The 21,313-nt window shown below is 62.3% G+C and carries 21 protein-coding genes; 12 read left to right on the forward strand and 9 right to left on the reverse strand.

Going from position 1 to position 21,313, the window contains the following annotated elements; translation table 11 throughout:
• The first annotated feature begins 110 nt into the window (after nucleotides 1–110).
• Nucleotides 111–557 (forward strand): azurin, encoded by a 447-nt coding sequence (azu, locus tag KU43P_RS02740; protein ID WP_317660960.1) that lies wholly within the window; start codon nucleotides 111–113, stop codon nucleotides 555–557.
• Between the two features lie 43 nt (nucleotides 558–600).
• On the opposite strand, the gene nadE is transcribed toward azu, so the two are convergent.
• Nucleotides 601–1,428, reverse strand: coding sequence for an ammonia-dependent NAD(+) synthetase (gene nadE / locus KU43P_RS02745; protein ID WP_317660961.1), 828 nt, complete (start codon nucleotides 1,426–1,428; stop codon nucleotides 601–603).
• Nucleotides 1,429–1,431: 3 nt separating this feature from the next.
• Nucleotides 1,432–2,637, reverse strand: coding sequence for a nicotinate phosphoribosyltransferase (gene pncB, locus KU43P_RS02750; protein ID WP_317660962.1), 1,206 nt, complete (start codon nucleotides 2,635–2,637; stop codon nucleotides 1,432–1,434).
• A 510-nt stretch (nucleotides 2,638–3,147) separates the two neighbouring features.
• Here pncB and KU43P_RS02755 point away from each other — a divergent pair.
• From KU43P_RS02755 to KU43P_RS02780, 6 genes are all read left to right on the forward strand, one after another.
• Nucleotides 3,148–4,284 (forward strand): branched-chain amino acid ABC transporter substrate-binding protein, encoded by a 1,137-nt coding sequence (locus KU43P_RS02755; protein ID WP_317660963.1) that lies wholly within the window; start codon nucleotides 3,148–3,150, stop codon nucleotides 4,282–4,284.
• Nucleotides 4,285–4,440: 156 nt separating this feature from the next.
• Nucleotides 4,441–5,355: an ABC transporter permease subunit gene (locus tag KU43P_RS02760; protein ID WP_233689493.1), complete on the forward strand. Its 915-nt coding sequence runs from the start codon at nucleotides 4,441–4,443 to the stop codon at nucleotides 5,353–5,355.
• Between the two features lie 2 nt (nucleotides 5,356–5,357).
• Complete coding sequence (livM, locus tag KU43P_RS02765; protein ID WP_317660965.1) at nucleotides 5,358–6,659, forward strand: high-affinity branched-chain amino acid ABC transporter permease LivM; 1,302 nt, start codon at nucleotides 5,358–5,360, stop codon at nucleotides 6,657–6,659.
• Nucleotides 6,656–7,531: an ATP-binding cassette domain-containing protein gene (locus tag KU43P_RS02770; protein WP_008089577.1), complete on the forward strand. Its 876-nt coding sequence runs from the start codon at nucleotides 6,656–6,658 to the stop codon at nucleotides 7,529–7,531. The genes livM and KU43P_RS02770 overlap by 4 nt, the downstream gene beginning before the upstream one ends.
• Nucleotides 7,528–8,244 (forward strand): ABC transporter ATP-binding protein, encoded by a 717-nt coding sequence (locus KU43P_RS02775; RefSeq protein ID WP_317660966.1) that lies wholly within the window; start codon nucleotides 7,528–7,530, stop codon nucleotides 8,242–8,244. The genes KU43P_RS02770 and KU43P_RS02775 overlap by 4 nt, the downstream gene beginning before the upstream one ends.
• Nucleotides 8,245–8,907: 663 nt before the next feature.
• Entirely contained in the window at nucleotides 8,908–9,675 is a 768-nt protein-coding gene (locus KU43P_RS02780) for an SDR family oxidoreductase (RefSeq protein WP_317660968.1), read from the forward strand.
• A gap of 98 nt (nucleotides 9,676–9,773) precedes the next feature.
• Here the strand turns inward: KU43P_RS02780 and KU43P_RS02785 are convergent, their stop codons facing one another.
• From KU43P_RS02785 to KU43P_RS02795, 3 genes are all read right to left on the reverse strand, one after another.
• Entirely contained in the window at nucleotides 9,774–10,871 is a 1,098-nt protein-coding gene (locus tag KU43P_RS02785) for an AGE family epimerase/isomerase (RefSeq protein WP_317660969.1), read from the reverse strand.
• A 50-nt stretch (nucleotides 10,872–10,921) separates the two neighbouring features.
• On the reverse strand, nucleotides 10,922–11,554 hold the full coding sequence (locus KU43P_RS02790; RefSeq protein ID WP_317660970.1) for a TetR family transcriptional regulator: 633 nt from the start codon (nucleotides 11,552–11,554) through the stop codon (nucleotides 10,922–10,924).
• A 122-nt stretch (nucleotides 11,555–11,676) separates the two neighbouring features.
• Nucleotides 11,677–12,129, reverse strand: a complete 453-nt coding sequence (locus KU43P_RS02795; protein ID WP_317660971.1) for a phage infection protein — start codon at nucleotides 12,127–12,129, stop codon at nucleotides 11,677–11,679.
• A 343-nt stretch (nucleotides 12,130–12,472) separates the two neighbouring features.
• On the opposite strand from KU43P_RS02795, the gene KU43P_RS02800 reads away from it, so the two are divergent.
• The gene (locus KU43P_RS02800) at nucleotides 12,473–14,539 is read left to right on the forward strand and encodes an AsmA family protein (RefSeq protein ID WP_317660973.1); all 2,067 of its coding nucleotides are present in this window, start codon (nucleotides 12,473–12,475) and stop codon (nucleotides 14,537–14,539) included.
• Between the two features lie 93 nt (nucleotides 14,540–14,632).
• On the opposite strand, the gene KU43P_RS02805 is transcribed toward KU43P_RS02800, so the two are convergent.
• Nucleotides 14,633–15,163: a bacterioferritin gene (locus KU43P_RS02805; protein ID WP_317660974.1), complete on the reverse strand. Its 531-nt coding sequence runs from the start codon at nucleotides 15,161–15,163 to the stop codon at nucleotides 14,633–14,635.
• Nucleotides 15,164–15,193: 30 nt separating this feature from the next.
• On the reverse strand, nucleotides 15,194–15,553 hold the full coding sequence (gene osmE, locus KU43P_RS02810; protein WP_016395215.1) for an osmotically-inducible lipoprotein OsmE: 360 nt from the start codon (nucleotides 15,551–15,553) through the stop codon (nucleotides 15,194–15,196).
• A 124-nt stretch (nucleotides 15,554–15,677) separates the two neighbouring features.
• Here osmE and KU43P_RS02815 point away from each other — a divergent pair, with 124 nt between their 5' ends.
• Complete coding sequence (locus tag KU43P_RS02815; RefSeq protein ID WP_317660976.1) at nucleotides 15,678–16,568, forward strand: triacylglycerol lipase; 891 nt, start codon at nucleotides 15,678–15,680, stop codon at nucleotides 16,566–16,568.
• Here the strand turns inward: KU43P_RS02815 and KU43P_RS02820 are convergent.
• Nucleotides 16,549–17,442, reverse strand: coding sequence for a DMT family transporter (locus KU43P_RS02820; RefSeq protein ID WP_317660978.1), 894 nt, complete (start codon nucleotides 17,440–17,442; stop codon nucleotides 16,549–16,551). The genes KU43P_RS02815 and KU43P_RS02820 overlap by 20 nt on opposite strands.
• 125 nt (nucleotides 17,443–17,567) lie before the next feature.
• Here KU43P_RS02820 and KU43P_RS02825 point away from each other — a divergent pair, with 125 nt between their 5' ends.
• The 3 genes from KU43P_RS02825 (at nucleotide 17,568) to KU43P_RS02835 (ending at nucleotide 19,782) form a co-directional block, all read left to right on the forward strand.
• On the forward strand, nucleotides 17,568–18,356 hold the full coding sequence (locus KU43P_RS02825; RefSeq protein ID WP_317660980.1) for an AraC family transcriptional regulator: 789 nt from the start codon (nucleotides 17,568–17,570) through the stop codon (nucleotides 18,354–18,356).
• A 63-nt stretch (nucleotides 18,357–18,419) separates the two neighbouring features.
• Nucleotides 18,420–18,704, forward strand: coding sequence for a PsiF family protein (locus tag KU43P_RS02830; protein WP_317660981.1), 285 nt, complete (start codon nucleotides 18,420–18,422; stop codon nucleotides 18,702–18,704).
• Between the two features lie 70 nt (nucleotides 18,705–18,774).
• A complete protein-coding gene (locus tag KU43P_RS02835; protein WP_317660983.1) occupies nucleotides 18,775–19,782 on the forward strand; it encodes an AI-2E family transporter in 1,008 nt (335 codons plus the stop codon).
• A 223-nt stretch (nucleotides 19,783–20,005) separates the two neighbouring features.
• On the opposite strand, the gene KU43P_RS02840 is transcribed toward KU43P_RS02835, so the two are convergent.
• On the reverse strand, nucleotides 20,006–21,277 hold the full coding sequence (locus KU43P_RS02840) for an Hsp70 family protein (protein WP_317660984.1): 1,272 nt from the start codon (nucleotides 21,275–21,277) through the stop codon (nucleotides 20,006–20,008).
• Nucleotides 21,278–21,313: the final 36 nt, after the last annotated feature.

The raw sequence follows: 21,313 nt of genomic DNA on the forward strand, positions 1-21,313 counted from the left end.
AACAATTCTACTGCCTGGCCACTTGACACCCTTCTTGACTCATATCAGCCAGGGGTGAAACGGTTTCAGGCAGTCTCGCAATTGATAAAACCCTGCCAAGGAGATTCATGATGTTTGCGAAAGCTGTAGCGGTATCCCTGCTGACCCTCGCCAGCGCTTCTGTCTTCGCAGCCGAGTGTTCGGTGACTGTCGACTCGACTGACCAGATGTCCTTCAACACCAAGGACATTGTCGTCGACAAGAGCTGCAAGGAATTCACCGTCAACCTGACTCACTCCGGCAACCTGCCGAAGAATGTCATGGGGCACAACGTGGTCATCAGCAAGGAAGCTGACATGCAGCCGATCGCTACAGACGGTCTGGCAGCAGGGATTGACAAGAACTACCTGAAGGACGGTGATGAGCGCGTCATCGCTCATACCAAGATCATTGGCGCTGGTGAGACAGACAAGCTGACTTTCGATGTGTCCAAGCTGGCGGCTGATCAGAAGTACGGCTTCTTCTGCTCGTTCCCTGGCCACATCTCGATGATGAAAGGCACTGTTACCCTCAAGTAAGCATGCAGTGAAGACCGGGGCCGCCTAGCGGCCCCGGTTGTTTTCACGGGGCGAACGGCAGTTCGCGCTTGTGCTGGGTCTTGCGGTAAGTCGACACGATGATGTCGAACGCTTCCTGATCGACCGGCTGCCCATGCAGGAACGCATCGATCTGCTGGTAGGTCACCCCATGCGAGGCCTCGTCCGGCTTGCCCGGCTCCAGGTCTTCAAGGTCCGCAGTCGGCACCTTCTCCACCAGTGACTCCGGCGCGCCGAAGCTGCGCGCAATCGCCCGTACCTGGTTCTTCACCAGGCCACTGAGTGGCGCCAGGTCGCACGCACCGTCACCGAACTTGGTAAAGAAGCCCATCACTGCCTCGGCAGCATGGTCGGTGCCGATTACCAGGCCGGCACGAGCACCGGCGATGGTGTACTGCGCCACCATGCGCGTGCGCGCCTTGACGTTGCCGACGACGAAGTCCACCAGAGTCGGCGAGCCACCTTCCAGTGCCTTCACTTCCTTCGCCAGCGCGCGCACCGCCGGTGCGATATCGACCGTGTGCACTTCATCGGCCTTGATCACGTCCAGGCAGGCCTGGGCGTCGTGCTCGTCATGCTGCACCTGGTACGGCAGGCGTACGGCGATGAAGGTATAGGCCTTGTCGCCCGTCTCGGTGCGCAGTTCGTTGATGGCGCGCTGGGCGAGCAGGGCGGCAGTCAGCGAGTCGACGCCACCGCTGATGCCCAGCACCAGGGTCTTGAGCCGGGCGTTGGCCAGGCAGCCCTTGATGAACGCCACGCGCCGGGCGACTTCGGCGTCGAGCGCGGCGGCGTCGGCAAACGGCGGCTGCACCTTGAGCGCCTGGGCAATCTCTTGCTGAACGGCTTGCATGGGTTACTCCTTGCTGGGGACTTTGAATACATGACGCATGTAGGCGACGAAGTTGGCGTCGCGGCACTGGGTCTTGGCGGCCTCATCCGAGATCTTGGCCACCGGCGAGCCGTTGCAGTCGGTCATTTTAAGCACGATGTTCATCGGTGCCACACCCGGTATGTCGCACGTCAGGTTAGTACCAATGCCGAAACTGACGTTGATGCGCCCGCGCAAGGCACGGAAGATTTCCAGCGAACGGGTCAGGTTCAGGCCATCGGAGAACACCAAGGTCTTGGTCATCGGGTCGATGCCCAGCTTCTGGTAATGGGCGATGGCCTTTTCCGCCCAGGCCACCGGTTCGCCCGAATCGTGGCGCAGGCCGTCGAACAGCTTGGCGAAGTACAAGTCGAAATCGCGCAGGAAGGCATCCATGGTGATGCAGTCGGTCAGGGCGATACCGAGCAGGCCGCGGTATTCGCGTACCCAGCAGTCGAGGGCGGCGATCTGGCTGTCGATCAGCCGCGGGCCGAGCTGCTGGTGAGCCATGAACCACTCGTGGGCCATGGTGCCCAGAGGCTTGATATCCAGTTTCCATGCCAGGTCGACGTTGCTGGTGCCGACAAAACGGCCTGGGAAATCGTCGCGCAGCACCTTTACCACTTCGGCCTGTACACGGCTGGAGAAGCGACGGCGGGTGCCGAAGTCGGCCACTTGCAGTTCGGCCAGTTCGTCTTCGCTGGCGTGGGCGCGCAACCAGTCGAACTTGCGGTGCAGCTGGTCGCGCGCCTCGCAAAGGCGCATGTGCGGGTGCAGGTGGCGGTTGCGCACCTCGCTGATGAGGGCCAGCAGCGGTACTTCGAACAGGATCACATGCAGCCAGGGGCCGCGCAGGCGCAGGCACAGTTGGTCGTGCTCGATGCCCAGTTGCACATAGCGCAGGTTGAAGCGGAACAGGCGCAGAAAGCGCAGGAAATCGGGCTTGAGGAAGCTGATGCGTTCGAGGAAGGCCAGCTGGCCATCATCCAGGGTGAGGTCGCTGAGCAGTTCGAGCTGGTGGCGGATCTCGTCAAGGTACGGGCGCAGGTCCTCGCCGTTGCGACAGCGGAACTCCCATTCCACGTCGGCGTCCGGGTAGTTGTGCAGCACGGCCTGCATCATGGTGAGCTTGTAAAAGTCGGTGTCGAGCAGGTTGTGCACGATGCGCTCGGCGAATGCGCTCTCGCTCATCGATGGGGCTCCAGAAGCGGTGAATGGCGGCCATTGTGCCAGTCTTTTCAGTTTTGTTGTGTCAGTAACGGCCCCATCGCCGGCAAGCCGGCTCCCACAGTTGGGCATTGTGGTAACCCTGTGGGAGTCGGCTTGCCGGCGATGGGGCCAGTCCAGGCAAAACAGGTTTTTTTCCGTGCACCAGCTAGCCTTCAAACGGTGCCCCCTGTAGCAGTCGCGCACCAGCGGTGTGCACTTCGGTGACGGTGTGCGGTTACAGGGCGGTTGCACGTAAACACTTGCCAGGGTTGCAATGATGGCACCTGTTGGTTGCTCCTTGTCTGTACGAGTGGTGGCGCCTGCTGCGAGGCAGACGGTTGCACGCTCAATAATGGAAAGGCCGCCGGTCGCCTGCTTGCCTCCTGCCCAGTGTGTTTTCCCGGAAGACAAAATTGATGGCACGGCCCTTGCTCGGAGCACAGGGCTGAGAAGTTGTAGTGCCAACCAAAAAAACTCTAGGAGCACCACCTCATGTCGCAGACGTTTTACAAGAAAGGTTTCCTGGCACTTGCCGTGGCTACGGCACTGGGTGTTTCTTCGTTTGTTCAGGCCGACGTCAAGATCGGCGTCGCTGGTCCCATGACCGGGGCCAACGCAGCGTTTGGCGAGCAGTACATGAAAGGTGCGCAGGCAGCGGCCGATGTCATCAACAAGAATGGCGGCATCAACGGCGAGCAGATCAAGCTGGTTGCAGGTGACGATGCCTGCGAGCCCAAGCAGGCCGTAGCGGTGGCCAACCGTCTGGCCGACCAGGACAAGGTCATCGGCGTAGTGGGTCACTTCTGTTCTTCCAACACCATTCCGGCGTCCGAGGTGTATGACGAAGCGGGCATCATCGCCATTACCCCGGGCTCGACCAACCCAGCAGTGACCGAGCGCGGCCTGAGCGCCATGTTCCGCATGTGCGGCCGTGACGACCAGCAAGGCATCGTCGCCGGCGATTACATCGTCGACGTGCTCAAAGGCAAGAAGGTCGCGGTGCTGCACGACAAGGACACCTATGGCCAGGGCCTGGCCGACGCGACCAAGGCGCAGCTGGAAAAACGCGGCGTGAAGCCTGTGCTGTACGAAGGCCTGACCCGCGGCGAGAAAGACTTCAGCGCCGTGGTCACCAAGATCCGCGCCGCCGGTGCCGACGTCGTCTACTTCGGCGGCCTGCACCCGGAAGCCGGCCCGCTGGTACGCCAGCTGCGCGAGCAGGGCCTGAAGGACGTCAAGTTCATGTCCGATGACGGCATCGTCACCGACGAACTGGTGGCCACTGCAGGCGGCAAGCAATACGTCGAGGGCGTGTACATGACCTTCGGCGCCGACCCGCGCCTGCTGCCCGACAGCAAGGCCGTGGTGGAAGAGTTCCGCAAGGCCGGTACCGAGCCTGAAGGCTACACCCTGTACGCCTATGCCTCCGTCCAGGCGCTGGCCGCCGCGTTCAACGGCGCCAAGTCGAACAAGGGCGAAGACGCTGCCAAGTGGCTCAAGGCCAACCCGGTGCAGACCGTCATGGGCGAGAAGAAGTGGGACAGCAAGGGCGACCTGACCGTCTCCGACTACGTGGTCTACCAGTGGGACAAGGACGGCAAGTACCACCAGCTGGAAAAACAAAAATAACAACGGCGACCGGCCTGGGCGCATGACGCCCGGGCCGCAGCCCCGCGGTACCTGTCTTTATCCGTAGATCTGCACAGTTCTGCGCTGCGAGGGCCGCTGCATCGGCGGCCCGCCGTGGTCGGCGCTCGTGCAATCTCAATCAGGTGAGATTGCGTTATGGATGGTATTTTCCTGCAGCAACTGGTCAACGGCCTGACCCTCGGGTCGGTCTATGGCTTGATCGCCATCGGCTACACAATGGTCTATGGCATCATCGGCATGATCAACTTCGCGCACGGCGAGGTGTATATGATTTCCGCGTACCTCGCGGCAATCAGTCTGGCATTGCTGGCCTATTTCGGCGTCGAATCGTTCCCGCTACTGATGCTGGGTACGCTGTTGTTCACCGTCGTCGTCACGGGCGTCTATGGCTTCACCATCGAGCGCATCGCCTACAAACCCCTGCGCAACTCCACCCGCCTGGCACCGCTGATCAGTGCCATCGGCATCTCGCTGATCCTGCAGAACTACGCGCAGATCAGCCAGGGCGCCCGCCAGCAAGGCGTGCCAACCCTGCTCGAAGGCGCCCTGCGCGTCGAAGTGGGCAGCGGCTTCGTGCAACTGACCTACACCAAGATCTTCATCCTGATTGCCGCGTTCGTCGGCATGGGCCTGCTCACCTATGTGATCAAGTACACCAAGCTTGGCCGCATGTGCCGCGCCACCCAGCAAGATCGCAAGATGGCCTCGATCCTCGGCATCAACACCGACCGGGTGATCTCCTACGTGTTCGTCATCGGTGCGGTGATGGCTGCGCTGGCGGGCGTGCTGATCACCATGAACTACGGCACCTTCGACTTCTATGCCGGCTTCATCATCGGCATCAAGGCATTCACCGCCGCGGTGCTCGGCGGCATCGGCTCGCTGCCTGGCGCCATGCTCGGCGGGATCATCCTGGGCATCTCCGAGTCGTTGTTCTCAGGTCTGATCAACTCCGACTACAAGGACGTATTCAGCTTTTCGCTGCTGGTGATGATCCTTATCTTCCGCCCACAAGGCCTGTTGGGTCGCCCGCTCGTGGCTAAGGTGTGAACATGTCGATTGCCAAGATTGCCTCTGCCTCCGAAACCAAGGGTTTCGATATCAAACGCAGTTTGCTCGAGACGATTGTCGCGGGCCTGCTGGCCCTCATCGTGTTTGGCCCGATCGTCGGCGTGGTGCTCGACGGCTACACCTTCAATGCCGAGCCGCGCCGGGTGGCCTGGCTGGTCGGCGGGGTGATGCTCGGGCGATTCCTGCTCAGCCTGTACGTGCAGACCGCCCCCGGGCGGCGCATGCTCGAAGGCTTCGACAACGGTGGTTCGGGGGTGCATGTCAACGCCCCTGACTACAAGTCGCGCCTGCGCTACATCATCCCGGCGCTGATCGTGATCGCGATCGTCTTCCCGATCTTTGCCAACAAGTACCTGCTGACCGTGGTCATCCTCGGCCTGATCTACGTGCTGCTGGGCCTGGGCCTGAACATCGTGGTCGGCCTTGCGGGCCTGCTCGATCTGGGATACGTGGCGTTCTACGCCATCGGCGCCTACGGCCTGGCGCTGGGCTACCAGTACCTCGGGCTGGGCTTCTGGAGCGTGCTGCCGCTGGCGGCCATCGCCGCAGCGCTGGCGGGGTGCATCCTCGGCTTCCCGGTGTTGCGCATGCACGGTGACTACTTGGCGATCGTGACCCTGGGCTTTGGCGAGATCATCCGCCTGGTGCTGAACAACTGGCTGTCGTTCACCGGTGGCCCGAACGGCATGCCGGCGCCGGCGCCGACCTTCTTCGGCCTGGAGTTCGGCCGTCGGGCCAAGGACGGTGGGGTGCCGATTCATGAGTTTCTGGGCATCGATTACAACGCCAACCTGAAGTTCGTGTTCATCTACGCGGTGCTGTTCCTGGTGGTACTGGCCGTGCTGTATATCAAGCACCGGTTGACCCGCATGCCAGTCGGGCGTGCCTGGGAAGCGCTGCGCGAAGATGAGATCGCCTGCCGCTCGATGGGCCTGAACCATGTGCTGGTCAAGCTCTCGGCCTTCACCCTGGGCGCTTCCACTGCAGGTCTGGCCGGGGTGTTCTTCGCCACCTACCAGGGTTTCGTCAACCCGTCGTCGTTCACCTTCTTCGAGTCGGCGCTGATCCTGGCCATCGTCGTGCTCGGCGGCATGGGGTCGACCGTGGGGGTGGTGATCGCCGCCTTCGTGTTGACCGTGGCGCCTGAGCTGCTGCGCAGCTTCTCCGAATACCGCGTACTGCTGTTCGGCGTGCTGATGGTGCTGATGATGATCTGGCGACCGCGTGGGCTGATCCGCATCAGCCGTACCGGTGTGGTCCCGCGTAAAGGAGTGGCGCCATGAGCGACGAAATCATTCTCTCGGTCGACAACCTGATGATGCAGTTCGGTGGCATCAAGGCGCTCAGCGATGTCAGCCTCAAGGTCAAGCGCAACCAGATCTTTGCCTTGATCGGCCCCAACGGCGCCGGCAAGACCACTGTGTTCAACTGCCTCACCGGTTTCTACAAGGCCAGCGGCGGGCGTATCGAGCTGAACGTGCGCGGTAGCCATACCAACGTTATTCAGTTGCTGGGCGAGCGCTTCCAGGCCACCGATTTCGTGTCGCCGGCGAAGTTTGCCAATCGCCTGTACTACAAGATGTTCGGTGGTACCCACCTGGTGAACCGCGCAGGCCTGGCGCGGACGTTCCAGAACATTCGCCTGTTCAAGGAAATGTCGGTGGTGGAAAACCTGCTGGTGGCCCAGCACATGTGGGTCAACCGCAACCTGCTGGCCGGTGTGCTCAACACCAAGGCCTACCGCAAGGCCGAAAGCGATGCCCTGGACCACGCATTCTATTGGCTGGAAGTGGTCGACTTGGTCGACTGCGCCAACCGGCTGGCTGGCGAGTTGTCCTATGGCCAACAGCGCCGCCTGGAAATCGCCCGGGCCATGTGCACGCGCCCGAAGATCATCTGCCTGGACGAGCCGGCTGCCGGCCTCAACCCGCAGGAGACCGAGGCGCTGAGCCGTATGATCCGTGTGCTGCGCGACGAACACGACATCACCGTGGTGCTGATCGAACATGACATGGGCATGGTCATGAGCATCTCGGACCATATCGTCGTGCTTGACCACGGCAACGTGATCGCCGAAGGCGCGCCACAGGATATTCGCCACAACCCGACGGTGATCGCCGCCTATTTGGGTGCCGACGAAGAGGAACTGGTATGAGTGCACCCATTCTCGAACTGAAGGAACTGGACGTGTTCTACGGGCCCATCCAGGCCCTGAAGAAAGTCTCGATGCACATCAACGAAGGCGAGACGGTCAGCCTGATCGGCGCCAACGGAGCCGGCAAGTCGACCTTGCTGATGTCGATCTTCGGCCAGCCGCGTGCGGCGTCCGGGCACATTGTCTATCGTGGCACCGACATCACCCGCAAGTCGTCGCACTACATCGCCTCCAACGGCATCGCCCAGTCCCCGGAAGGGCGCCGAGTGTTCCCCGACATGACGGTCGAGGAAAATTTGATGATGGGTACCATCCCCATCGGCGACAAGCATGCCAGTGAAGACATGCAGCGCATGTTCGAGCTGTTTCCGCGCTTGAAGGAGCGGCGCAACCAGCGAGCGATGACCATGTCCGGTGGCGAGCAGCAAATGCTCGCCATTGCCCGGGCGTTGATGAGCCGGCCCAAGCTGCTGCTGCTCGACGAGCCCTCGTTGGGGCTTGCGCCTATCGTGGTCAAGCAGATCTTCGCGACCCTGCGTGAACTGGCCAAAACGGGGATGACCATCTTCCTGGTGGAGCAGAACGCCAACCATGCACTGAAGTTGTCTGACCGGGCGTATGTGATGGTCAACGGCCAGATCCGCATGACCGGCACCGGGCAGGAACTGTTGGTGAACGAAGAAGTGCGTAACGCGTACCTGGGCGGGCATTGACGACAGTTAGGGGCTGCTGCGCAGCCCAATCGCCGGCAAGCCGGCTCCCACAAAGGGCGATGCTTAACCTGTGGGAGCCGGCTTGCCGGCGATTGGGCCGCACATGTGGACAACTTGTCGCATATCTTTCTCGAAGCGCACTACAAACCCTTCACAAGCCCTTGTTTCCACAGGTGGTATGTTTTCCACGGATAATGTGGAACCGCCTGTGGAAAACATGGTGGCACCTCGCTCAAACTCTCTGATTTCAAGGCTTTCGAGCATCTGTTCATTTTTTGAACAGAGAGGCTTTGTGGATGATTGAACAGGTTTTTTTCCACAGATCTGATATGCCCTGAATTCGTGGAATGCCTGTGGATAAGTCTGTGAGCAACCCTTGGACAGACCGCTGCAGACGGCATGCTTGAAAGCGTTGCGCCATCACCGAACAGCTCGTCAGCGACCGCCGTTCGCTGAAAGGGTTCCGCTGGTAGGACAAGTTGCCCCCAATCCGTGGGGAAAGGCTTGTGGATAACATGCGTATAGCTGGCGCCAACCGCTCTGTAGCAGGGCTTTCGCGACTATGTACAAAAAATGACCAGCTGCTTTGAAACCTTGCTGCCGGGGCCAACCAGAGGCATGCTGCAAAGCCTGCCGATGACTATCCACAGCGAGGAACAGAGCATGACGTCCACCGTATTCATCACTGGCGCGACTTCCGGTTTTGGCGAGGCCACCGCCCGCCGTTTCGCCGACGCCGGCTGGAAGCTGGTACTCACCGGGCGCCGCAAGGACCGTCTGGATGCCCTGTGCGCCGAGCTGTCGGCCAAGACTGAAGTGCATGGCCTGGTCCTCGATGTGCGCGACCGCAAGGCCATGGAACAGGCGATCGCCACCCTGCCAGCCGGCTTCGACAAGCTGCGCGGCCTGGTCAATAACGCAGGCCTGGCACTGGGTGTGGATGCAGCGCAGAACTGCAGCCTCGACGATTGGGAAACCATGGTCGACACCAACATCAAGGGCCTGATGTACACCACCCGCCTGCTGCTGCCACGCCTGATCGCCCACGGTCGCGGCGCGTCGATCCTCAATGTGGGTTCCGTGGCGGGCAACTACCCGTACCCGGGCAGCAATGTGTATGGCGGCACCAAGGCCTTCGTCGGTCAGTTCTCGCTGAGCCTGCGTTGTGACCTGCGTGGCACCGGTGTGCGCGTCAGCAATATCGAGCCGGGCCTGTGCGAGAGCGAGTTTTCGCTGGTGCGATTTGGCGGTGACCAGGCCAAGTATGACGCCACCTATGCTGGCGCCGAGCCGATCCAGCCGCAGGATATCGCCGAGACCATTTTCTGGATCCTCAACCAGCCGGCACACATCAACATCAACAGCCTGGAGCTGATGCCGGTGAGCCAGGACTGGGCAGGGTTCTCGATCGACCGTTCGGCCAAAGGCTGACTTACGGCCCGATCGCCGGCAAGCCGGCTCCCACAGGTACAGCACAGGCCTCAAGGGCTGTGAATAATGGTGTGGGAGCCGGCTTGCCGGCGATAGCGTCAGTTCAGGCGCTGCAACCCTTCCAGGCAGGTCGCCAAGTGGTAAGGGGTGGTCGAAGGCATATCATGTCGGCTGACAGCACCTTCGCTGTCCAGGCACTCATACCAGCCAGCCTCCCGCAGGAATCGCCTGTTCATCGCCTGTAACTGTTCGATCAACCTGGTATCGTGATCAGCACGCAACGCCAGCGCCCGCAGATACTCCGCCTGTGCCCAAATCCGCTGGGTCGCATCGATGACCTTGCCATCCACGTCCAGCATGGCCAGCACCGCCGTGTCCTTCACCCCGCACTGCTCGGCATAGCCAAAGGCGCGCTCGATGGACGCGTGCAGCGGCGTACCACGCAACAGCGGCGAAGTCTCCAACAGGTAGAACCATTCGAACTGATGCCCCGGTTCGAACCAGTTATCCACAGCACCCCTTGGCTTTTCCAGCATTAGCCCGTACTGCGGCTCGATGAAGTGCGTTTGCAGCGCCTCGCACAGTTGCAGCAGGTCGTGCTGCACGTTCTCATCTTCACGCACGGCGAGCACCTGCAGGAACGCCTCGGCCAAGTGCATCTGCGGGTTTTGCAAGGGGCCGCTGCCCAGGTCGGACCAGTCTTCACCCAGGCTGGCCTCGTACAGGCCGTCATCGCGGGCGAACTGTTCGGCAACGATCTCCAGGGCAGCATTGAGCGCAGACTCCACCAGCCCTTCTTGTACCTTGCCCCAGTAATGGGCGCAGGCGAAGACGATGAAGGCGTGGGTGTAAAGGTCCTTGCGTCGGTCCAGGGGCTTGCCTTCAGCGTCGATGCTGTAGAACCAGCCGCCGTTCTCGGCATCATGGAAATGCCGCTGCAACGAGCGGAACAGGGCGGCGGCGCGCTCTGCGGCACCGGGTTGCTCGATACGGCTGCTGAACAGGTAGAGCTGGCGAGCACAGGCCATGGCCCGGTAGCGCTGGACGGGCAGTGGCTGGTGCTGAGCGTCAAGGGCTTCGTAGGGCAGGGCCATGTCGGCGTTCCAGCCTGGGCCTAGCCACAGCGGCACGATGCGATCGGCGAAGTGCTGGTTGAAGCGGGCCAGTTCGGGCTGAAGGGGGCAGGCGTTGGGCATGAAAGCGCTCGTCATGGTCAGGCAGTGCGCCATGGTAGCAGAACTCTGGCTCAGCCCGGATTACCCAGCCCCTGCCAATGCCGTGCGCCGACGAAGATGAAGCGCAGCTGCTGGGTGATCTTTTCCTGCGCCGTCAACGCCTGTGGATAACCCTGTTCAGGGCTGTCGATCAATTCGGGCAAGGTGGCGAACACGGTCTTCACCACCAGGTCGGCCATCACTGCCAGTGCAGCGTTGTCCAGATGCTGCCAGCGCTTCATGCGCGCAAGGTCGGTGGCCAAGTCGTCGCTGATGCCCTGGCGCAAGCGTGCAATCGCCTGGCGCACCGCTTGCGAGCCACCGTACTGTTCGCGCGCCAGGAACAGGAACTGCGCACGGTGGGCGGCCACCACATCGAGGAAGATGCGTACCGAGGCGTCGGTTATACCGCCGAGTTCGAACTCGTTCTGCCGCACCAGGCGGATGGTATGACGAAAGGTGGCGTCAACTTCGGCGACCAGCGCCAGGCCCAGGGCATCCATGTCGGGGAAGTGCCGGTAGAAGCCTGTGGGCACGATACCTGCCGCCTTGGCCACTTCGCGCAGGCTGATGCTGCCGAAGCCGCGACCACTCTCCATGAGCTGGCAGGCAGCATCGAGCAGGGCCTGGCGGGTCTGTTGCTTCTGTTCGGCGCGCGGCAGCATGGCAGGGAATTCTGAGACGGTGAGGCTGGGCACTCTAGATAAAAAAACGAAGCCCGGTCAATGGACCGGGCTGGGAGGGGAGCAGGCACTCTGATGCAGGTTGTTGTTTTCGGCCATGGCGGTCAGCTCACATGGCTGATTTCAACCAGGCGATCCGAGCCACCTTCGGCGACACGGCCACTGCGTTCGATCAGGCGATCCGAGCCACCCTCGGCGACACGGCCACTGCGTTCGATCAGGCGATCCGAGCCACCTTCGGCGACACGGCCACTGCGTTCGATCAGGCGATCCGAGCCACCTTCGGCGACACGGCCACTGCGTTCGATCAGGCGATCCGAGCCACCCTCGGCGACACGGCCACTGCGTTCGATCAGGCGATCCGAACCGCCTTCGGCGACACGGCCACTGCGTTCTATCAGCCGATCCGAGCCGCCTTCGGCAACGGTTTTCAGCGGTTGGGCGATTTCTGCGGCGCTGGAGCGCGATTCGGCGGTCAGGTGCTGGTCGGCAGCAGGCACAGCGAAGGCATTGGCAGCCAGGACAGACAGGGTCAGGGTAAGCAGGGTGCGTTTCATGATCTCGGTGCTCCTCGGGTGGGGCGGGAAAGTGGGTACGGAGCCAATGCTACGCCCGGGGGCACCAGAGAGAAGTTCATACGGGTAATGGTAACAATCGACCGTATTGATAGACCTTTGCAACGGCTCTATTACGCTACTTGTGGAGTGGATAGTGGCTATTTGCTGTGGCTTTTGCAGCGCTCCCATCAACCGAACCATGACCAATAGCCGAGGCAGTCCCCCGGAAAAACTTCGCTATCATGGACGCCACCGATAAAACCCCACGGGTTTTCATCAGTCCGAGATATTGAGTGCCATCGCTGTGCCCCGCTTTGAGCCATGTCGTCAGGAGAACCACGCAATGACGCGTCCCGCCAGAATCCTCGTCTGGACCCTCACCACCCTGCTGACCCTGCTGGCGATATTGATCCTGGTGATCGCCACCTTCGACTGGAACCGTATCAAGCCGCTGCTCAACGAAAAGGTTTCCGAGGCGCTGCACCGTCCCTTCGCAATCAATGGCAACCTCGCCGTTCACTGGCGCACCGAACCCGAGGAGGGCGGCTGGCGCGCCTGGGTGCCCTGGCCCCGCTTCACTGCCGAGAACCTGACCCTGGGCAACCCCGACTGGCTCAAGGAGCCGCAGATGGTCGGCCTGGAGCGCGTCGAGTTTCGCCTTGCGCCACTGCCACTGGTGTTCCAGCAGATCGTCATCCCGCGCATCGACCTGGTCAAACCTACGGCTAGCCTGACTCGCCTGGCCGATGGCCGGGCCAACTGGACCTTCGACTTCGGCCCCAAGGACGAAAACGCAGAGCCGTCAAAATGGCAGCTGGACATTGGTGCAATTGGCTTCGACCAAGGCAACGTCAGCTTTGATGACCAGACGCTGAAAACCAATATGAAGGTGCAGATCGACCCGTTGGGCAAGCCGATCCCGTTCAGCGATATCGTCGGCAAGGCCAGCGCGGAAAAGGCTGGCGGCGCTCAGGACTATGCCTTTGGGCTGAAGGCCAAGGGCCGTTACAAGGACCAGCCAGTCACGGGTACAGGCAAGATCGGTGGCTTGCTGGCGCTGCAGGATGCCAGCCAGCCGTTCCCGTTGCAGGCCGATGTGCGCATCGCCGATACCCACGTGATACTCGCCGGCACCCTGACCGACCCGCGCAACCTGGGCGCCCTCGACTTGCGCCTGCGGTTGTCGGGTGCCAGCCTGGGCAACCTCTACCCGCTGACCGGCGTGACCCTGCCCGACACCCCTGCCTATGAAACCGATGGCCACCTCACGGCCAACCTGCAGGCTGCCGAGGGTGCGACCTTCAATTACCAGGGCTTCAACGGCAAGATCGGCGACAGTGATATCCACGGCGACCTGGCGTTCGTCGCCAGCCAGCCGCGGCCCAAGCTCACCGGCAAGCTGGTCTCCAATCAATTACTGTTCAAGGACCTGGCGCCGCTGATCGGCGCCGACTCCAATGCCGAGCAGAAGGCCCGTGGCGGTGCCAGCAAGCAGCCCGCCGCCAAGGTGCTGCCGGTGGAAGAGTTCCGCACTGAACGCTGGCGGGCCATGGATGCCGATGTCACCTTCGCCGGCAAGCGCATCGTCCACAGCGAACAGCTGCCGTTCAATGATTTGTCTGCCCACGTGATTCTCGACGACGGCTTGTTGCGCCTTGAGCCGCTGCGCTTCGGCGTGGCGGGCGGCAACCTGGCCTCGAACATTCGCCTGGACGGGCGCAGCGTGCCGCTGCAGGGGCGTGCCCAACTGACTGCGCGTGGCTTCAAGCTCAAGCAGCTGTTCCCCACCTTTGCGCCCATGCAAACCAGCTTTGGCGAACTCAACGGCGATGCCGACATCAGCGGCCGCGGCAACTCGGTAGCGGCGTTGCTGGGCACGGCCAACGGCGACCTGCGCATGCTGATCAACGATGGCGCGATCAGCCGCAGCCTGATGGAGATCGCCGGGCTCAACGTTGGCAACTATGTGGTCGGCAAGCTGTTTGGCGACGAGGACGTGAAGATCAACTGCGCAGCGGCCGATGTCGGGATCAAGGATGGGTTGGCGACCACGCGCCTGTTCATCTTCGACACCGAGAACGCGATCATCTACATCAACGGCACGGCCAACTTCGCCAGTGAGCAGCTGGACTTGAAGATCAGCCCGGAATCCAAAGGCCTGCGGTTGTTCTCGCTGCGCTCGCCGCTGTATGTGCGTGGGCCGTTCGCCAAGCCGAGCGCGGGGGTGCAGGCGGTGCCGCTGGCCTTGCGCGGGGCAGGGATGGTGGCGTTGGGAGTGGTGGCGGGGCCGGCGGCGGGGTTGCTGGCGCTGGTGGCACCCAGCAGCGGTGATGAGCCCAATCAGTGCACGCCGTTGCTGCAACAGATGAAAGCCGGCAAGGCGCCGGCTGCGGTGAAAGGCAAGAAATAGCGTTGCAGCCAATCGCCGGCAAGCCGGCTCCCGCGCATATTTCGTGTGGGAGCCGGCTTGCCGGCGATTGGGCTGCTAAGCAGCCCTTAGCGATTACAACCCCTGCAGCAGATCGGACATATCGTCCGCGTGCTCTTCTTCCTGCGCCAGGATGTCTTCGAAGATACGCCGCGTAGTCGGGTCGGTATCGCCGATGTACTGGATGATCTCCCGGTAGCTGTCGATTGCGATGCGCTCGGCCACCAGGTCCTCCAGTACCATCTCCTTCAGCGTACTGCCTGCCACATACTGGGCGTGGGAGTTCTTGGTCAGGTTGTCCGGGTTGAAGTCAGGCTCACCCCCCAGCTGCACGATGCGTTCGGCCAGCTTGTCGGCGTGCTCGGCTTCCTGGGTGGCATGCTCGAGGAACTCCTCGGCCGCGACACTCGCCTTGATCCCGCTGGCCATGAAGTAGTGGCGCTTGTAGCGCAACACGCAGACCAGCTCGGTGGCCAGCGATTCGTTCAGCAGGCGCAGGATTTCCTTTCTATCAGCCTGGTAACCCTCGGTCACGGCCCCTTGTTCCACATGCTGGCGGGCACGCTTGCGCAGGGTTTGCACATCGGTCAGTTCAACGTTGCTCATGGTTGTCTCCAAACAGATCAGGACGGTGGGTCAAGGTGTGACGGAGGCTTTGGCGTCCTTTACGGCTTCGCTGTCCTCTTCTCGTTGCTTGCATGTCTTGAAGCCCTTGGCATCGACATGGCCGGTGGCGTCGAAACGCACGTAATAGGGCTGTTGCTGGCCGTCGCGGTTGAGGATGTAGTCGTTGCAGGTGCCCCCGTGCGGCAAGTCGATGACATTGGACGGGCTGCCGCCGATCGCGATGACCTTCTGCATGGTCATGCCGTTTTCCACCTGCTTGACCAGTGGTTCGTCGCGATAGGTGACGTAGTCGACCGGGTTTTCCGGGCGGCTGCCGCAGGCGGCCAGGGTGGCGCTTGCCAAAAGGATTGCCAGGGTCTGCTTGTACATGGTCCCGCTCCTTGCACAGGGTCTGTTCTGGTTTGGAACCGCAGCGCGCGTCAGGAGTTCGATTGCGATGGTCATCAACGCCGCTGTAGTGTGGGCCGAACGTCCACGCAAAGGGGCTGGGGCAATGGGACAGGAATTGGCCACGCGATACCCGCTGGTGCTGGTACCGGGAATGCTCGGCTTCGTCAGGGTGCTGCTCTATCCCTACTGGTTCGGTATCGTGCCGGCCTTGCGCAAGGGCGGGGCGCGGGTGTTCCCCGTGCAGGTTTCGCCGTTGCACGCCAGCGAGGTGCGCGGTGAGCAGTTGCTGGCGATCATCGAAGACATCTGTGAGCGCACCGGCGCCAGCAAGGTCAACCTGATCGGCCACAGCCAAGGTGCCCTGGATGCCCGTTACGCCGCTGCCAGAAGGCCTGAGCGGATCGCCTCGGTGACTTCGGTGGCCGGGCCCAACCACGGTTCGGAACTGGCTGACCATCTGCAACGTGTCGCGCCGGGTGACTCACCCCAGGGACGTATCTTGAAGGCCGTGCTGCACGGTCTGGCGTTGTTGCTGGTGTGGCTGGAAACCGGCTGGCGGCGTGACCCGCTGCCAGTCGACGTACATGCCTCGCACCAGTCCCTGACCAGCGAAGGCGTGGCGCTGTTCAACCAGGCTTATCCGCAGGGCTTGCCCGATACCTGGGGAGGGGAAGGGCCCAGCGAGGTCAACGGCGTTCGCTACTACTCCTGGTCAGGCACCCTGCAGCCCGGGCTTACCGACCAGGGACGCAACCGCTTCGACGGCAGCAATCGCTTCTGCCGCCTGTTCGCGCGCAGCTTCGTCAAGGAAAAGGGCCACTGCGACGGCATGGTCGGGCGCTTCAGTTCGCATCTGGGCCAGGTGATCGGTGACGACTACCCGCTCGACCACCTGGACATCGTCAACCAGTCGCTCGGTGCCGTGGGCAAGGGCGCCGAACCGGTTCGCCTGTTCATCGAGCATGCTGCCCGGCTCAAGGCTGCGGGGCTGTAGCCAGGCGGCGCACGGGGGTGGTCCAGCGTTCGGCGAGGACCACGCCGGCCAGGGTCAGCAGGCCGCCGATAAGGTGGTAGCTGGCCAGTTGCTCGTCGAGTACACCAGCGGCGATCAGCGCGGTCACCAGCGGCAGCAGGTTGAAGAACAGCGTAGTGCGGCTAGGCCCCAGCCGGTGCACGGCCTGCATCCACACCAGCGGTGCAACCATCGAGGCGAGCACGCAGGCATATAGCACCAGGCCGACATTGTGGGTATTCAGGCCAGTCTTCTCCGAGATCAGGAACAGCGGCAACAACACCACGATGGCCACCAGCACCTGCAGGTACAGCAACTGCAAGGGCGGCAGGCGCAGTTGCCATTTCTTCAACAGGAAGCTGTACAGCGCGTAGGCCAGAGTGGCCACCAGCATCAGCAGGTCGCCGCTGTTCAGGCCCTGTTCGAGCAGCGCGTCAGGGTTGCCGGCAGATACCACTTCGAGCACTCCGTAGAACGACACCAATGCACCGAACAAGGCGCCGAAGGTCAGGCGCTGGCCGAGCCAGGCGATCGACAGGGCCAGCGACATCAGCGGCATCAGCGAGAGGATGATGCCCATGTTGGTGGCACTGGTGATGCCGGCGGCGAAATACGCCAGGCTCTGGTACAGCGCCATGCCCAGTACGCCGAGGACGAAGACCTTGCCCAGGTTCGGGCGAATTGCAGCACGGTTGCGCCACACCTTCGGCAGCAGGAACGGGGTGAACAGCAGGCCGGCCAGCAGCCAGCGGTAGAAGCCGATCTCGGCGGGGTGGATGGCACCGGCGGACAGCTTGGTGACCACGGTATTGCCGGCCCAGATGAGGATGGCGGTAAGGGGGAATAGGTAATTCATGCAGCTGTGATTCTCTGAGGTGTTGCGAAAGGGCCGATGGCGGCCCCCGATAGGCAGTCATTATCCGCTGTCCGTTCGCAAGCCTATACTCCTATCCAGACAACCTGCCCCTGCAAGCAGACACCATGGCCCGCAAATACCTCGACATCCCCCAGTTCGACCAGCTCCCGGCACCGGTGTACTTCCGTCACGACGAGTTCGGCGCCGACACCCACAGCGCCCCGCATCGCCATGCCTGGGGCCAGCTCAACTACACCGCCCATGGCGTCATGTACCTGGACGTCGACGGCCAGCGCTTTCTCTCGCCTCCGCATTATGCGGTGTGGGTGCCGCCGGGCACCGAGCATGGCTGCTACAACCCTCAGGCCATCGTCTATCGCTCGGTCTACCTGGACCGCAGCCTGTGCGCCGACCTGCCGCAGCAGCCATGCAGCCTGGTGATCAGCGACATCCTCAAGGCCATCCTCGGCGACTTCGCCCGGCGCGACCTCAAGGTGGCTCAGGATGAGCGCGACCAGCGCCTGGTTCAGGTGCTGCTCGACCAGCTTTTGCTGGCGCCCACCCAGACCTGCTACCTGCCGTTCGCCCGCAGCGACGGCCTGCGCCAGGTGCTCGACGCGCTCGGCAGCGAGCCTGGCGATAACCGTCCGCTAGCTGAATGGGCGGCGCAGGTGCATGTCAGCGAACGGACCCTAGCGCGCCAGTTCCTGCGGGAACTGGGTATCAGCTTCGGCGAGTGGCGTCTGCGCCTGCGTTTTCTACGCGCCATCGAGGCCCTGGAGGCCGGCCAGCCGATTCAGGCCATTGCCTTCGACCTGGGCTACAGCAGCGCCTCGGCCTTCATCGCCATGTTCCAGCGCCAGGCCCACTGCACGCCGGAGCAATACCGCCGGCAGGCACGGGCAGGCGTGTAAAAATTCTTGTCTACAATAATCTGCACCACCGTGCATCGGGCGCGGAGACAAGGAGACCACTCCATGAAGATGCTGCAAATGCCATTGCTGGTGTTGGCTGTGTTGTTCAGCGCGCAAGGATTCGCTGCTACCGCGCAACAGGAAAAGATGACGTCCTGTAATGCCGACGCCACCGCCAAGGCCCTCAAGGGTGATGAACGCAAAGCGTTCATGAGCACTTGCCTGAAGAAGAGCACGCCAGCCACCCAGCAGGAAAAGATGAAAACCTGCAATGCCGACGCCAGCACCAAGGCACTCAAGGGCGACGAGCGCAAAGCCTTCATGAGCGACTGCCTGAAGAAGAAATGACCTGCGCCTATGCCTGTGGCCACAAGGCTGGCAGACTGCGGGTCTTTCCGCTGTCTGCCGCCGAGGCTGTATGACCTTCACCCCCCGCCAGATCACCCTTGCCAGCCTGATCATCGTGATGGCCGGCCTGCTCCTGGCCCTGCCCTTGAAGTTGCTGCCCAGCCTGCTGGCCGGCTTGCTGGTGTTCGAACTGGTCAACATGCTCACACCACGGCTGCAGCCGCTGATTGCCGGGCAGCGTGCGCGCTGGCTGGCGGTGGCGCTACTGGGCACGCTGGTGGTCAGTACCCTGACGTTGCTGATCGCTGGCGCGTTCAGCTTCCTGCTGCACGAGGCGGAAAACCCTGGCGCTTCGCTGGACAAGTTCATGGCGCTGGTGGAGCGTGCCCGTGGCCAGTTACCGCCGTTCATCGAAGCTTACCTGCCAGCCAGTGCGGCCGAGTTCAAGGTGGCTATCGGTGACTGGATCAAGAGCCACCTGAGCGACCTGCAACTGGTGGGCAAGGGCATGGCGCACATGTTCGTGACCTTGCTCATCGGCATGATTCTCGGGGCCATCATCGCCCTGCAGCGCATCCCCGACATTTCCCGGCGCAAGCCCTTGGCGGCGGCGTTGTTCGAGCGGCTGAACCTGCTGGTGCAGGCGTTTCGCAACATTGTGTTCGCGCAGATCAAGATCTCGCTGCTCAACACCACCTTCACCGGCATCTTCCTCGCGGTGGTGATGCCGCTGTTCGGCGTGCACCTGCCGCTGACCAAGACCCTGATCGTGCTGACCTTCCTGCTCGGGCTGTTGCCGGTGATCGGCAACCTGATGTCGAACACGCTGATCACTATCGTCGGCATGTCGCTGTCGATCTGGGTGGCGGCGGCGGCGCTGGGTTACCTGATCGTCATCCACAAGGTCGAGTACTTTCTCAACGCGCGGATCGTCGGTGGGCAGATCAGTGCCAAGGCCTGGGAGCTGTTGCTGGCGATGCTGGTGTTCGAGGCGGCGTTCGGCTTGCCGGGGGTTGTGGCGGGGCCGATCTATTACGCCTACCTGAAGAGTGAGTTGAAGCGGGCCGAGCTGGTTTGAGCTGTACCGCCCCCATCGCCGGCAAGCCGGCTCCCACAGGTTCGCCACAAGGCTCGAATGTGGGAGCCGGCTTGCCGGCGATAACGGCTCCCACAGGTTCGCCACAGGGCTCGAATGTGGGAGCCGGCTTGCCGGCGATAACGACTCCCACAGGTTCGCCACAGGGCTCGAATGTGGGAGCCGGCTTGCCGGCGATGACGGCTGTACAGGCCCTGCAGAAGTATCAGACCGCCCCGTAACGCTTGCGCGCCTCGATCGCCAACCCGCTACCGATGCTGCCAAAGATATTGCCTTCCACATGCCGTGCATTGGGCAGCATCGCCGCCACGCTGTTGCGCAGCGCCGGAATGCCACTGGAACCACCGGTGAAGAACACCGTATCCACCTGCCCATGGCCCACACCGGCCTTGCCCATCAGTTCGGTCACGCTGCCACGCACGCGCTCCAGCAACCCTTCGATGGCACCTTCGAACACCGCTCTGGTCAGGTCCACGCCCAGTTCACGCTCGACCCGTCCGAGGTCGATGCGGCGGCTCTGCTGCTCGGTCAGATCGATCTTGCTGGCCTCCACTTCCATCGCCAGCCAGTGCCCGGCGCGCTGCTCGATCAGCTTGAACAGGCGGTCGATGCCAAGCGTATCCTCGATGTCGTAGCGCATGCTGCCCAGTGCCAGTTGCGACTTCTGCGAATACAGGGCATTGATGGTGTGCCAGGTGGCCAGGTTGAGGTGGTAGCTGGTGGGCATCAGCGCACCGCTCTTCATCCGGCTGCCGTAACCGAACAGTGGCATCACGCCCTGCAGGCTCAGTTGCTTGTCGAAGTCGGTACCGCCGATGTGCACGCCGCCGGTGGCGAGGATGTCGCTCTGGCGCTCGGCTACCCGATGGCGCTCCGGCGACAGGCGAATCAGGGTAAAGTCCGAAGTACCACCGCCGATATCGACGATGAGCACCAGTTCTTCACGGCTGATGCTCGACTCGTAGTCGAAGGCCGCAGCGATCGGCTCGTACTGGAACGACACGTCCTTGAAACCGATCTTGCGGGCCACCTCGGCCAGGGTGTCCTCGGCTTCCTGGTCGGCGGCCGGATCTTCGTCGACGAAGAACACCGGGCGGCCCAGCACCACCTGGTCGAATTCGCGGCCCGCATCGGCCTCGGCGCGCTTTTTCAGCTCGCCGATGAACATGCCCAGCAGGTCCTTGAACGGCAGGGCGCTGCCCAGCACGCTGGTGTCATGCTTAATCAGCTTGGAGCCCAGCAGGCTTTTCAGCGAGCGCATCAGGCGGCCTTCGTAGCCTTCGAGGTACTCATGCAGCGCCAAACGGCCATACACCGGGCGACGCTCTTCGATATTGAAGAAGACCACCGAGGGCAGGGTGATCTTGCCGTCTTCCAGGGCGACCAGCGACTCGTTGCCGGGGCGGTGCCAGCCGACCGTGGAGTTGGATGTGCCGAAATCGATGCCCAGGGCGCGGGCCGGGGATACGTCAGACATGGGAAACAGGCTTCCGGAGGCAAAACGGCCGCGCAG

Source organism: Pseudomonas sp. KU43P, assembly GCF_033095865.1.
Classification (GTDB): domain Bacteria; phylum Pseudomonadota; class Gammaproteobacteria; order Pseudomonadales; family Pseudomonadaceae; genus Aquipseudomonas.